This window comes from Pseudolabrys sp. FHR47, assembly GCF_005153485.1.
In the GTDB taxonomy this organism is placed as follows: domain Bacteria; phylum Pseudomonadota; class Alphaproteobacteria; order Rhizobiales; family Xanthobacteraceae; genus Pseudolabrys.
This window is the reverse complement of sequence record NZ_CP039740.1, coordinates 2,573,296-2,586,754: the sequence shown is the minus strand read 5'-3', so window position 1 is coordinate 2,586,754 and position 13,459 is coordinate 2,573,296. Positions and strand designations below refer to the sequence as shown.

Annotated in this window: 12 protein-coding genes; 11 read left to right on the top strand and 1 reads right to left on the bottom strand. The window is 65.4% G+C overall.

Going from position 1 to position 13,459, the window contains the following annotated elements; genetic code table 11:
* Nucleotides 1–73 precede the first annotated feature (73 nt).
* The 9 genes from E8Q40_RS12725 to E8Q40_RS12685 all read left to right on the top strand — a co-directional run bounded on the left by E8Q40_RS12725 (nt 74) and on the right by E8Q40_RS12685 (nt 11,459).
* On the top strand, nt 74–1,702 hold the full coding sequence (locus E8Q40_RS12725) for a PAS domain-containing methyl-accepting chemotaxis protein (protein WP_137044910.1): 1,629 nt from the start codon (nt 74–76) through the stop codon (nt 1,700–1,702).
* A 120-nt stretch (nt 1,703–1,822) separates the two neighbouring features.
* Nucleotides 1,823–2,335 carry a 6,7-dimethyl-8-ribityllumazine synthase gene (gene ribH / locus E8Q40_RS12720; protein ID WP_137044909.1) on the top strand — a complete coding sequence of 171 codons (513 nt, stop codon included), beginning with the start codon at nt 1,823–1,825 and terminating at the stop codon, nt 2,333–2,335.
* Nucleotides 2,335–2,829, top strand: coding sequence for a transcription antitermination factor NusB (gene nusB / locus E8Q40_RS12715; protein ID WP_137044908.1), 495 nt, complete (start codon nt 2,335–2,337; stop codon nt 2,827–2,829). The genes ribH and nusB overlap by 1 nt, the downstream gene beginning before the upstream one ends.
* Nucleotides 2,830–2,854: 25 nt before the next feature.
* Nucleotides 2,855–3,841 carry a thiamine-phosphate kinase gene (gene thiL, locus E8Q40_RS12710; protein ID WP_137044907.1) on the top strand — a complete coding sequence of 329 codons (987 nt, stop codon included), beginning with the start codon at nt 2,855–2,857 and terminating at the stop codon, nt 3,839–3,841.
* A 41-nt stretch (nt 3,842–3,882) separates the two neighbouring features.
* Nucleotides 3,883–5,109, top strand: coding sequence for an alpha-hydroxy acid oxidase (locus E8Q40_RS12705; RefSeq protein WP_137044906.1), 1,227 nt, complete (start codon nt 3,883–3,885; stop codon nt 5,107–5,109).
* A gap of 127 nt (nt 5,110–5,236) precedes the next feature.
* Complete coding sequence (locus tag E8Q40_RS12700; RefSeq protein WP_137044905.1) at nt 5,237–6,592, top strand: ferric reductase-like transmembrane domain-containing protein; 1,356 nt, start codon at nt 5,237–5,239, stop codon at nt 6,590–6,592.
* Between the two features lie 130 nt (nt 6,593–6,722).
* Entirely contained in the window at nt 6,723–7,949 is a 1,227-nt protein-coding gene (locus tag E8Q40_RS12695; RefSeq protein ID WP_137044904.1) for an MFS transporter, read from the top strand.
* 43 nt (nt 7,950–7,992) lie between these two features.
* A complete protein-coding gene (locus E8Q40_RS12690; RefSeq protein WP_246662824.1) occupies nt 7,993–8,511 on the top strand; it encodes a GNAT family N-acetyltransferase in 519 nt (172 codons plus the stop codon).
* Between the two features lie 815 nt (nt 8,512–9,326).
* The gene (locus E8Q40_RS12685; protein ID WP_137044902.1) at nt 9,327–11,459 is read left to right on the top strand and encodes a sodium-translocating pyrophosphatase; all 2,133 of its coding nucleotides are present in this window, start codon (nt 9,327–9,329) and stop codon (nt 11,457–11,459) included.
* A gap of 112 nt (nt 11,460–11,571) precedes the next feature.
* Here E8Q40_RS12685 and E8Q40_RS12680 read toward each other — a convergent pair whose 3' ends face one another.
* The gene (locus E8Q40_RS12680) at nt 11,572–12,042 is read right to left on the bottom strand and encodes an outer membrane protein assembly factor BamE (RefSeq protein ID WP_137044901.1); all 471 of its coding nucleotides are present in this window, start codon (nt 12,040–12,042) and stop codon (nt 11,572–11,574) included.
* 227 nt (nt 12,043–12,269) lie between these two features.
* Here E8Q40_RS12680 and E8Q40_RS12675 point away from each other — a divergent pair, with 227 nt between their 5' ends.
* Together E8Q40_RS12675 and E8Q40_RS12670 are read left to right on the top strand one after the other, a co-directional pair.
* Complete coding sequence (locus E8Q40_RS12675) at nt 12,270–12,755, top strand: ubiquinol-cytochrome C chaperone family protein (protein ID WP_246662823.1); 486 nt, start codon at nt 12,270–12,272, stop codon at nt 12,753–12,755.
* A gap of 34 nt (nt 12,756–12,789) precedes the next feature.
* On the top strand, nt 12,790–13,383 hold the full coding sequence (locus E8Q40_RS12670; RefSeq protein ID WP_137044899.1) for a DUF177 domain-containing protein: 594 nt from the start codon (nt 12,790–12,792) through the stop codon (nt 13,381–13,383).
* Nucleotides 13,384–13,459 lie beyond the last annotated feature (76 nt).

Genomic DNA, 13,459 nt, shown 5'->3' with positions numbered 1-13,459 from the left:
GCTTGTTCGGAATCAAGCGCGGTTCGGCGTACTTTCGAAGTCGACCATCGCGATTCTGTCGGGAAAAGTCCTTATGCGCCTCAATACACCTGTGACCGCGACCGAGCATGCGTTGCGTGACGGCCGGACCATCGTGTCGACGACCGATCTTCAGGGCCGGATCACCTACGCCAACCCGTATTTCGTCGAGGTCAGCGGTTACACCAAGGAAGAACTGATCGGCGCACCGCACAACATCCTGCGCCATCCCGACATGCCGGCGGGCGCCTTCGCCGATCTGTGGGCGACCATCAAAACTGGCAAGCCGTGGACCGGTATCGTCAAGAATCGCTGCAAGAACGGCGACTACTACTGGGTCTTCGCCAATGTCACGCCGGTGGTCGAGAACGGCAAGCCGGTCGGTTATGTCTCCGTGCGCACCAAGCCGAGCCGCGAGCAGGTGGCGGCCGCCGATGCGCTCTATCGGCAGGTGGCGGCGGGCATGCCGTTGAAACTGCGTCAGGGCCAGGTACTCGGCGGCGGCTTCATTGGTGCTGTCGCCCGGGCCATGCATCTGTCGCTGCGCGGCCGTATCGCCGTGACGCTGTCGCTCATTCTGGTTGCGCTCGCAGCGTTCGGCTGGACGGCCTGGTCCTCCGACGACCTGGCGCGCGCCGGTCTCAGCGGCTGGGGCGCCGGATTTGCCGGCGCGGTGGCGCTCGCGACGGCGTCGTTCTGGCTCTACCTCGAGCGTAATGTCGCCCAACCGATGCAGCAGGCCCTGAAAGCCGCGCTGTGCATGGCCGGCGGCGACATGACCAGCACCATCGAAACGACCCTGACCAACGACGCCGGCCAGTTGCTGCGCGCGCTGCGCCAGATGAATATCAATCTGCGGAGCATCATCGCCGACGTGCGCCGCAATTTCGAGACGATGCAGAAGGCAACCCACGAGATCGTCGAAGGTAACGTCGATCTGTCCGGCCGCTCGGATTCGCAGGCCGCCGCGCTCGAGGAAACCGCCGCCAGCATGGAGCAGCTTGCCTCGACCGTGCAGTCGAACGCGCAGCGCTCGACGAAGGGCAACGAGGTCGCCGCCGCTGCGCTCGCCATCGCCGAAAAGGGCGGCACGGTGGTGCAGCAGGTCGTCTCTACCATCGGCGAGATCAGCGAGTCCTCGTCCAAGATTCACGATATCGTTGATATCATCAACGGCATTGCGTCACAGACCAATCTCCTGGCGCTCAACGCCGCGGTCGAGGCCGCGCGCGCGGGCGAAGCGGGCCGCGGTTTTGCCGTGGTGGCGACCGAGGTGCGCAATCTCGCCCAGCGCAGCGCCGCGGCGGCAAGCGAGATCAAGCAACTGATCGAGGTCTCCTCCGCCAAGGTCAATGCCGGCACGACGCTGGCGCACCAGGCCGGCGACACCATGAAGGAAATCATCCAGGCGGTGAACGGCGTCACGGCGATCATGAGCGAAGTCGCGGCTGCGTCGATGGAACAGAGCGCCGGCATCGGCGAGGTCAATCTGGCGATCACCCAGATGGACGAGGTGACGCAGAAGAATGCCGAACTGGTCGAATTGTCGGCGCGCGCCACTGCCGGTCTCGATGGCAGCGCGACGACGCTGATGGAGGCGCTCGCGATCTTCAAGCTCGGGAGCGTGAAGGCTGAGGCGGCCGCCCGACGGGAGCGCCGGGAGCCGGTGCGGCGCGCCGCATAACGGCGGCGTTTCGCGGCCATTTTCGATCCGATTCCGCTTTGCCGCCGCGCACTGGCGCAGAGCCCTTGTTCGCCGTTCGCGCCCTTGCTACGACGCCGCCCGAACAGGGACAGAGAGATAATGGCCAAAAAGACAGTTGCTGCCAAAACGGGTGGCAAAGCCGCCACGGGCAAAACGGCGGCGAAGGCGAAACCGCCGCACGTGCTCATCGTCGAAGCGCGTTACTATGATGCGATCGCCGACGAACTGCTGCGCGGCGCCAAGGCCGTGCTCGATGAGGTCGGCGCGACCCATGAAGTCGTCACGGTTCCCGGCGCGCTGGAAGTTTCGCCGGCCATCGCCATGGCCCTCGATGCGCCGAGGACCAAGGGCAAGTTTGACGGTGTCGTCGCACTCGGCTGCGTCATCCAGGGCGAGACCTATCATTTCGACATCGTGTCGAATGAATCGGCGCGCGGCCTGACTGATCTGTCGATCGCGCGCGCGCTGCCGATCGGCAACGGCATTCTCACCGTCGACAACGAAGGCCAGGCGCGCGCGCGTCTCGGCGGTCTGCATGGCCATAAAGGCGAGGGCGCCGCCAAGGCCGCGCTGGCCATGATCGCGCTCAAACGGAGCCTCGGCGGAAAATAATGGCGCCCACCAGCGACAAGGACGCGCGCAAGGAGCCGCCGAAGGCGAACAAGCGCGGCGCGGCAAGGCTTGCCGCCGTGCAGGCGCTCTACCAGATGGATCTCGCCGGTGCGGGCCTCAACGACATCCTTGCGCAGTTCGAGAGCCACTGGCTCGGCCGCGAGGTCGAGGGCGCGCAATATCTGCCGGCCGAGGCCGCGTTCTTCCGCGATATCGTCACCGGCGTGGTGCGCGAGCAGCGCATTCTCGATCCGATGATCGACGACGCCCTGCAGCAGGGCTGGCCGCTCAAGCGCATCGAGGCGGTGATCCGCGCCGCCTTGCGCGCCGGCGCCTACGAACTGTCGCACCGCCGCGACGTGCCGGCGCGCGTCGTTATCAAGGAATATGCCGACGTCGCCGCCGCCTTCGTCGAGCGCGACGAAACCGGCATGGTCAACGCCGTGCTCGATCAGCTGGCCCGCAAGCTGCGCGGCGAGGAGTTCACGGCCTGACACGTCATGGAGTAGGGTGCGCCCTATGTCCTCAGACTCCCCCTCCGGCGAAGACAAACTCATCGCCCGCTTCTTCGGTCCCATCGCCACCGATCCCGGTGCGCTCGGGCTGACGGACGACGCCGCTTTCATCAAGCCGCCGCCGGGCACCGAGATGGTGCTGAAGACCGACGCTATCGTCAGCGGCATTCATTTCTTTGCCGAGGACCCCGCCGATGCCGTGGCGCAGAAGGCGCTGCGCGTGAACCTTTCCGACTTGGCCGCCAAAGGCGCAAAGCCGCTCGGCTTCCTCGTGTCGCTGGCGCTGCCAAAGGACATTGGCGACGACTGGCTCTCTGCTTTCGCATCCGGCCTGCGCGAGGACGCTGCAACCTACAAATGCCCGCTGTTCGGCGGCGACACCGTGCGCTCGCCGGGTCCAGTCATGGTGTCGGTCGCGACCTTTGGCAGCGTGCCCGAAGGCCGCATGGTGCGGCGGTCGGGTGCGAAGGCCGGCGACCATGTGTTCGTCACCGGCAGCATCGGGGATGCCGCCCTCGGGCTCAGGCTACGCCAGGGCGCCGAGTGGCCGCTTGATGAGAAGCAGCGCGAACACTTGCTGTCGCGCTATCTGTTGCCGCGGCCGCGCAACGCGCTGGCGCAGGCCGTGCTCGATTACGCCTCGGCCTCGATGGACGTCTCCGACGGCCTGGCCGGCGATCTCGCCAAGCTGTGTCGTGTTTCCAAGGTTGCCGCCGAAATCGACGCCGCGCGCGTGCCTTTGTCCGACGCCGCGCAAGCCGCGGTCAGGCATGACGCGTCACTGCTCGAGCCCGTGCTCACCGGCGGCGACGATTATGAAATTCTCTGCACGGTATCGCCCGCCAATATCGACCGCTTCCGCGTTGCCGCCATGATGGCGCGCACCGCCATCGCCGATATCGGCACCATCGCCGACGGCGAGGGCGCGATATTCCGCAGCCCCAACGGCCAGCCGCTGCACTTCAGCCGTACCTCGTTCAGTCATTTCTGACCGTCCGCAAACAACACAAGACAAAAAATCAAGAGGAAACGATGGACGAAGACAAACTCCGGCAGTCTTTCATGCCGGCGGGCCAGACCGCGAACTTCCAGAAGCATCTGCGCGAATTTCCGACTTCGCTCTTCTTCCGCAAAAAGGCGCCGCGCCGCGTACCGCGCTTCGCTTTCGAATATGGTGACACCGGCGCCGGCGACGATGTCGGTATTGCGCACAACTGGGCCTCGCTTGATGGCGTCAAGATTGTGCCGCGCTACGGCGTCACCGCGGTGTCGCCGCCGGTTGGCGTCGAACTTTTCGGCACGAAGTATTCAGCGCCGGTCGGCATCGCGCCGATGGGCGGGCCGTCGATCGTCTGGCCCGGCGCCGATCTCATCATGGCCAAGGCGGCGCAGGCGGCGCGCGTGCCTTATGTGCTCAGCGTGGTCGGCGGCGCCACCGTCGAAGAGGCCGCGGAGGCCGCGCCCGACGTCATCTGGTTCCAGATCTATCGCTTCGCCCGCGACGATCACCGCATGGGCTTCGATCTCGTCCGCCGCGCGCAAGCGGCCGGCATCAAGGTGCTGACGCTCACCGTCGATACGCCGGTGCGGACCGTGCGCTCGCGCGAAACCTATGCCGGGCTCGGCAACGAGTTCCGCCCCAATGCGCGCATGATCGCCGAGATGCTGGTGCGGCCGCGCTGGCTGATGGCCCTGCTGCGCAACGGCTATCCGCGTTTCGCCAGCATGCAGCAATATGCCGGCGGCAAGACGCGCACCAACGACATCATCCGCTTCGCCCGCAGCGCAATGGGCGGCGCCTTTCTATGGGACGAGATCGCGCGCTACCGCGACGCCTGGAAGGGACCGATCGCGCTCAAGGGCATCATGCACCCTGAAGACGCCGAGAAGGCGCTGGCGCTCGGCATCGACGGCATCTGGGTGTCGAACCATGGCGGCCGCCAGATCGAAGCGCTGGCGCCGACCATCGATGTGCTGCCGTCTATTGCGTCCGTGGTCGGGAACAAGGCAACGATCCTGTTCGACAGCGGCATCCGCTCCGGCCAGGACGTGATGCGCGCGCTGGCCCTCGGCGCCAATGCCGCCTTCGCCGGCAAGTCGTTCCTGTGGGCGATCGCCGCGCTCGGCGAGGAGGGGCCTGGCCAGCTCATCGATCTCTACATCAACGAGTTGCGCGCCTCGCTCGGGCAGATCGGCGCCCAGTCGCCGGCCGAGGCCCGCGCCGCCAAGGTTCTGCACCCGACCCGCATCGCGTTCTGACGGCACCCGGGGCACGGCCAGAAGGGGATCGCGACAGTCCCGTTGATCTGAGTCAACCGCTTGATTTCCGTTTGCGCCATCATGATCAAAAGCGGGCACGGCCCGCTCACCGAGTCACTGGACTTCAATGCGGAACATCAAGCTCGTCTTCTGGGGCACGCTTGTGCTCCTGAGTGTGCTCTGGGCGGCGGCGGATCCCAGCGCATTTTCGCTGGCCGGATTCTTCGCGCTTCGCGATGCGATGACGCAGTACACAGGTGTCATCGCCATCGGTTGCATGAGCGTCGCGATGATCCTGGCAGTGCGGCCGCGCCGGCCGGAGCGGTGGCTCGGCGGTCTCGACAAAATGTATCGCCTGCACAAATGGCTCGGCATTGGCGGGCTGGTGTTCGCGGTGGTCCACTGGTTATGGACGCAAGGCCCCAAATGGGCAGTCGGCCTCGGCTGGCTCGAGCGCCCGGCCCGCGGAGCAAGACCGGTTCTGGAAAATCCGATCGAACAATTCTTCATGACATTGCGCGGCGCCGCAGAGGGGCTTGGGGAATGGGCCTTCTACGCCGCCGTGGTGCTCATCGCTTTGGCGTTGATCCAGCGCTTTCCCTACCGGCTGTTTTACAAGACGCACCGCTGGCTGGCCGTGTCGTATCTGGTGTTGGTGTTCCACACGGTGGTGCTGACGAAGTTCAGCTACTGGCTTACGCCCTTGGGCGTCGCGCTGTTATTGCTGCTGGCTTGCGGCACGGCCGCCGCCGTCATCGTGCTGCTGCGGCGGGTCGGCGCCGGTCGTCAGGTCGAAGGCACGATCTCCAAACTCATCTATTATCCGACGCTGCGTGTGCTGGAAGGCGAGATCGAGATTCCCCACGGCTGGCCGGGGCACAGAGCCGGGCAGTTTGCTTTCGTCACCTCGTCCGAAGCGGAAGGGGCGCACCCGTACACCATCGCCTCGGCATGGCACGACGCCGAGCGCCGGCTCACCTTTATTGCCAAGGAGCTGGGTGATCACACCCGGACTCTAAAGGAGAGGCTGCGGATCGGTCAGAAGGCGACCATCGAAGGACCTTACGGCTGCTTTACGTTCGACGATGATTGCCCGCGCCAGATATGGGTCGGCGGCGGAATCGGCATCACGCCTTTCATCGCCCGCATGAAGCAGATTGCGTTGCGGAGCAATGAAGAGCCCGGTCGATCGCAGCCGCAAGCGATCGATCTATTTCACACCACCACCGATTACAGCGAGGAGGCTATCGCCAAGCTGGAGGCCGATGCCAGAGCGGCGAATGTTCGCTTGCATGTCCTCCACGACCTCCGCCACGGCTTGCTCACTGCCGATCGTATCCGCGCCGAAGTGCCGGAGTGGCGTGACGCGAGTATCTGGTTTTGCGGTCCGCCAGGCTTCGGCGCGGCGCTGCGCCGGGATTTTGCGGCGCACGGATTGCCGGTGACGCAGCGATTTCATCAGGAGTTGTTCCAAATGCGGTAACGGGCGGCCACAGGCCGAGGGCCCCTTACTCCGGTAGAGGAGGAAAACAACCCAGCCTTGCGACTTTCGGAGTAGCGGCATTCTGCGTCGCCCGCTAAGAGGGGAAAAATTTTGCCCGGGAAACTCGCCCATGTCGGCGGCCGCCGAACCCCTTCCGCATGCCTTCGATGACAATCTGGCCAAACGCAACGCCCGGGTGCTCGCCGTGGCGCAGGCGCTCGCCGGCGGCAACAACACCGTCATCGTGTCCACGGCCTCGATCGTCGGTTCCATGCTTGCACCAGACAAAGGGCTGGCCACCCTGCCGGTTACCGGCATGGTGGTCGGCATGTGGGTCGGCACGCTGCCGCTCGGCTGGCTGGCGCGCCGCTATGGCCGGCGCAATGCGCTGCAATCGGGCTCGCTGTTCGGCGTGCTGTCCGGGCTGGTCTCCTACACGGCGGTGATGCAGGGCTCGTTCTGGCTGCTGATCCTGGGCACCTTCTTCGGCGGGCTCTATGCCGCCGCGCATTTGTCTTACCGCTTCGCCGCCGCCGACACGGCGAGCGAGCGTCTGCGGCCCAAGGTGGTGTCTTGGGTCCTGGCCGGCGGCGTGTTCGCCGCGGTGATCGGGCCGCAACTCGTCATCTTCACCAAGGATATCCTGTCGCCCTACGTTTTTGCCGCGAGCTATCTCGGCCAGTCGGCCTGCGCCGTGCTCGCCGCCATCGTGCTCGGCTTCGTCAAGGTGCCGCCGCGGCGCGCGGCGCATCACGTCGACGGTATGCGGCCGCTCGCCGAGATCCTGCGCATGCCGCGCTTCGTCGTGGCCGTGGCCTGCGGCGTTGTCAGCTACGGCGTCATGAATCTGGTCATGACCTCGGCGCCGCTCGCCATGGTCGGCTGCGGCCACTCGGTGACAGACGCCGCCCTCGGCATTCAGTGGCATGTCATCGCCATGTATGCGCCGAGCTTCTTCACCGGCTCGCTGATCGCGCGCTTCGGCGTCGAGCGTATTGCCGGCCTCGGTCTCCTGATCCTCGCCGGGTCGGCTGTGGTCGCGGTCGCCGGTCTCAGCGTCGCGCATTTCTGGTGGACGCTGATTCTGCAGGGCATCGGCTGGAATTTCGCCTTCATCGGCGCCACCACGATGGTGACGCAATGCCACCGGCCGGAAGAACGCACCAAGGTGCAGGCCTTCAACGACTTCATCATCTTCGGCGCGATGGCCGTGACATCGTTCTCGTCGGGCCAGTTCCTGGCTTTGTTCGGCTGGGCGACGCTGAATGAGCTGGTATTCCCGCTGGTCGCGGTTGCCGGCGCGCTCCTCGTGTGGCTGGTGATGCGCAAGCGCGCCGAGGCGGTGGCGGCAGTTTAGGAGCTTTCCAGGCGAAGTGGATTTCGGTTCGCCGGCCAGAAACTTGACAACATCAACAATCTGCTATCATGGCGTCATGACGCAAACGCCATCCTTTGCCATCCAGCACGTCCAGAACGCGGCCGATCTGGCCGACGTCATCCGCTTGTTCCGCGCCTATGCGGAATCGCTGCCCATTGACCTTGCCTATCAGGGCTTCGAGGCCGAGATGGCGGCGATGCCGGGCAAATACTCAGCCCCCAAGGGCGTGCTGCTGATCGCGCGCAACGGCGAGGGCAGGGCGATTGCCTGCGCCGCGCTGCGGCCGATCGAGCCCGCCGGCACCTGCGAGATGAAACGGCTCTATGTGACGGCCGAAGGCCGCGGTCTCGGCCTCGGCAAGCGCCTGGTCGAAACCCTGTTCGATGACGCCCGCCGGATCGGCTATCGCGAAATGCGGCTCGATACCTTGCCGACGATGACGGAAGCCATCGCGCTCTACCGCCGCTTCGGCTTTGCGCCGATGGAGGCGTATTACGATACGCCCATTGAGGGCACGTTGTTTATGCGGAAGGTGTTGTGAGGCTTCCGCGTTGCTCGGCGTCATCGCCCGCGAAGGCGGGCGATCCAGCGCTTTTGGCGAATTAGAAAACACTGGGGCCTCCGCTTTCGCGGAGGACGACGGTAATTGTTGTCCCGGGTTTCGCTTCGCTTCACCCGGGCTACAAGCACGACCATGCCGCCTAGAAAATAGTCCTTGACTCTTATTCCTAGGACATTATAGGCTCATTTCGTCCTGTTCCGGCCGGGGGCGCTGTCATGAGGCGTCGTTTCAGTGGGGGCAGGGCGCGGTGCCCGCGGGCTTGGGAAAACGCATCCCAGGTGCTCGGGCGGCGAGGGGGCTCCGCCCGGAGGCACTATGACCTCCTGCAAGGAGCTTGCTGATGGTGAGCGCTACCCATCGCAAGATGGATCAGCCGCCAGAAGCGCGGCCCGTCGTCGTAACGACACCGCGATGGAGCGCCGCGGGGCGCAGGTTTCTCCGATCGCAAGGAGGGGCCGTGCACCGCAAGGTGCAAACGTTAGGGCGCCTCGCGGCGCTCCATCCCCTCGGCGTTTGCCGAGGGTGAAAGAGAGAGGCAGGCCGCCCCGGGCCTTCAAGAACAGGGGCGATGACGCACGCCGTGAGTCTCCCGCAGCCCCTTCCGCCCCGGCCCCGCATTGAAATTCCTGTAAAATCAGCCCCGTCGGGCCGTTGCTTTGCGATTATGTTTTTGGCATGGTCCGCGCGCTCATCGGTCGGGGTGAAGCGCCCTCACAAGCGGCCATCCTCGACGCTCCTGGCACCGGCGGGAGCGTTATGTTCCCGCCCGCCATCAATCAATTCGAGGATGATTCATGACTGCTCTTTGGGCCATTATCGCCTGCGGTGCGCTCTCCATCGTCTACGGCATCTGGGCGATCAAGTCCGTGATGTCCGCCGACGCCGGCAATGCGCGGATGCAGGAGATTGCAGCTGCGATCGCTGAGGGCGCGCAGGCTTATCTCAAGCGTCAATACACCGCGATCGCCATCGTCGGTGTCGTCGTTTTCGTCGGCCTTTGGCTGCTGCTAGGCAGCTGGGTCGCCATCGGCTTCCTGATCGGCGCCGTGCTGTCGGGTGCCGCGGGCTTCATCGGCATGAACGTGTCGGTGCGCGCCAATGTCCGCACCGCGCAGGCCGCGACCAAGTCGCTGTCCGACGGTCTCGACATCTCGTTTAAGGCGGGCGCCGTCACCGGCATGCTGGTGGCCGGTCTCGCTCTGCTCGGCGTCGCCGTCTACTACTGGTTCCTGATCGGACCCAAGGGCCTCGCCCCCGATAACCGCGTCGTCATCGACGCGCTGGTCGCGCTGTCCTTCGGCGCCTCGCTGATCTCGATCTTCGCCCGTCTCGGCGGCGGCATCTTCACCAAGGGCGCCGACGTCGGCGCCGACCTCGTCGGCAAGGTCGAGGCCGGTATCCCGGAAGATGATCCGCGCAACCCGGCCACCATCGCCGACAACGTCGGTGACAATGTCGGCGACTGCGCCGGCATGGCGGCCGACCTGTTCGAAACCTATGCGGTGACCGTGGTCGCCACCATGGTTCTGGCGGCGATCTTCTTTGCCGGCCAGCCGATCCTCGGCTCGGCGATGCTGTATCCGCTCGCCATCTGCGGCGCCTGCATCGTGACCTCGATCATCGGTACGTTCTTCGTCAAGCTCGGCCCGAACGGCTCGATCATGGGCGCCCTGTACAAGGGTCTCATCGCCGGTGGCGTGCTCTCGATCGGTGGTCTCGCCATCGCGACGCACTACCTCATCGGCTGGGGCCAGATCGGCACCGTCGCCGGCATGGCGATCACCGGCAAGAACCTGTTCATCTGCGGCGTTCTCGGCCTCGTGGTGACGGGTCTCATCGTCTGGATCACCGAGTACTACACCGGCACCGGCAAGCGTCCGGTCGTCTCGATCGCGCAGGCTTCGGTCACCGGTCACGGCACCAACGTCATTCAGGGCCTCGCGGTCTCGCTTGAATCGACGGCGCTGCCGGCTCTCGTGATCGTCGGCGGCATCATCGTGACCTACCAGCTCGCCGGCCTGTTCGGCACGGCGATCGCGGTCACAACGATGCTCGGCCTTGCCGGCATCATCGTCGCGCTCGACGCCTTCGGCCCGGTCACCGACAACGCCGGCGGCATCGCCGAAATGGCGGGTCTGCCGAAGGAAGTGCGTCACAACACCGACGCGCTCGACGCGGTCGGCAACACCACCAAGGCCGTCACCAAGGGCTACGCCATCGGTTCGGCCGGCCTCGGCGCGCTGGTGCTGTTCGCCGCCTACACCAACGACATCGCCGCCTTCACCAAATCGGGCGCGGCGTACTTCCAGGGCATCGGCACGGTCTCGTTCGACCTGTCGAATCCCTACGTGGTTGCCGGCCTGATCTTCGGCGGCCTGATCCCGTACCTGTTCGGCGGCATCGCCATGACCGCGGTCGGCCGGGCGGCCGGCTCGGTGGTGCAGGAAGTGCGCCGTCAGTTCAAGGAAATGCCGGGCATCATGCAGGGCACCCAGCGTCCGGACTACGGCCGCGCGGTGGACATGCTCACCCGCGCCGCCATCAAGGAGATGATCATCCCGTCGCTCCTGCCGGTGTTGGCGCCGATCGTCGTCTACTTCGGCGTGCTGGCGATCTCGGGCTCGAAGGCTAATGCCTTCGCGGCCCTCGGCGCCTCGCTGCTCGGCGTGATCGTCAACGGCCTGTTCGTCGCCATCTCGATGACCTCGGGCGGCGGCGCCTGGGATAACGCCAAGAAGTCGTTCGAAGACGGCTTCGTCGACAAGGACGGCGTCAAGCACCTGAAGGGTTCGGAGGCTCACAAGGCGTCCGTGACCGGCGACACCGTCGGCGATCCCTACAAGGACACGGCGGGCCCGGCCGTGAACCCGGCGATCAAGATCACCAACATCGTGGCGCTCTTGCTGCTGGCGATTTTGGCTCACTAAAGGCGAGGGCCGGGGGTATCCCCGGCCGTCTCCTCAAGACGAAAAAGAAAAGGCCCGCGGTTCGCCGCGGGCCTTTTTGTTTTGGATGTTTCGCTTGAAGGCGAGGATCGCCTCAGAACATCTTGAACGTGTTGAAGATGCCGCGCAGGTAATTGAGCTGGTTGCCGCCGGTTTCGGTGGTCTGCGACACGAAGTCGAAAATCTTGCCGTCCTTGATGCCGTAGTTCGCCAGGCGCGTGACCTTGCGGTCCTTGTCGAAATAGACGGCGACGACGCGCTGGTCGGTGACCTGATGCGGCTGGAAGGCGGCGCTACGCTCGGCCTTCTGTGAGATGTAGTAGAACACGTCGCCGCTGACGGTCGCGACTGTCGACGGTGTGCCGAGAACGATCAGCACTTGCTCCTGCGTCGCGCCGATCGGGATCTGCTCCAGCGCGCCTTCGGGCAGCACATAGCCGCGCTGCAGGGTTTCGCCGAAGCTGCCACAGCCGGCCAGCAAAACCGGCGCGGTCAGGGTCAGGCCAAGGGCGAGCACGCGCGCGAAACGGCGAGCGGGCAGGCGGGTCGAGCGGGCGTTCGTCATCAAATCGGGATCCTCGAAATCGGCCAATCCTAAGGTCGCGCGGCCGGCGCGTCACCAAAGGCCATACGATCTGGCCCTTGTTATCTAGCTCTTGCATCCGGCGGTGCGTGCACTAAACCGGCGCCAATCCTGCGGCTTGAAAAAAGCCGCCGTCAGGCACCGGGCTCATGATCTTTTCTCTGTTCCGCCGCAAGCCTCAGCGCGACACCATTTCGGCCCTGTATGGCATGATCGTGGCGCAGGCGCGATTGCCGGTGTTTTACCGCGACTATGCCGTCGCCGATACGGTTAACGGCCGTTTCGACCTGATCGTCCTCCATCTGGCCCTGGTCCTCGAGCGGTTGACCGTCGACGGGCAGCTCGATCCGGCCGGGCAGGCGGTTTTCGACCGCTTTTGCCAGGACATGGACGACAACCTGCGGGAAATGGGCATCAGCGACCTCAAGGTGCCCAAGGAAATGAAGCGCATGGGCCAGGCCTTTTACGGCCGGTCCAAGGCCTATCTGGATGCTTTAAGCGACCGCCGGGCTCTGGTGTCGGCACTGGCCCGGAATATCTATGGCGGGGCGCCGTCGGCCTACGAGGCCGCACCCCGGCTCGCTGATTATGTTGCCGCCGCCGCCGCCGCGCTCAAGGGGCAGGACGTCGCGGCCATTGCCGCGGGCGATGTGCACTTCCCCGATCCGGCGCGTGTTCCGGTATCCGGCGCCTGAGGCCGCCGGCCGAAAATCTGGTAAGAGTTCGATCATGAGCAGGAAAAGTGCCCCGCAGCGCGGGCCTCAACAGGCGGTTGCCGGCATCGCCGAGGTGGTACCTTGGAGCGCACCGGTTACGCTCGACCAAATTCCGGAGAGTGGGCTGCATCGCGCCATCGAGGCGCCGGAATCGGCCCGTGACGCCATTGCCCGGCTGGCCGATCTGCGGGACGTGTCTGCTCTCAGCGCCACCTTCGATTTGGCCAAGCGCGGCGCCAAGGTTCACGTCACCGGCCGCGTCCGGGCCCGGGTCGGCCAGACCTGCGTGGTGTCGCTGGAGCCGATGGAAACCGACATCGACGAGGCCATCGACCTGACCTTCGCGCCGCCGGCCGCCGGTGCCGTTGTGGACGAGCACAGCGCATCGGAGCCGCCGCGTAAGGCCGCTGAGGACGCCCCCGAGCCGCTTTTGGGCCATTCGATCGACCTCGGCGCCATCGCCGCCGAGTTCCTGATCCTTGCCATCGATCCCTATCCGCGCAAGGAAGGGGCCGAATTTGCGCCGCCGGCCGTTGAGGAAACCGGCAACAAACCCTTCGCCGCCCTGGCGGCGCTGCAGAAGAATCCGGGAAAGCGCAACAACTAAAACGGCTTGTCACGGTCGGCGCACCCGCTATGTTGCCGGCGGGCGCCTCGGCTCCGGACCTTTGGCCGGACGGGCG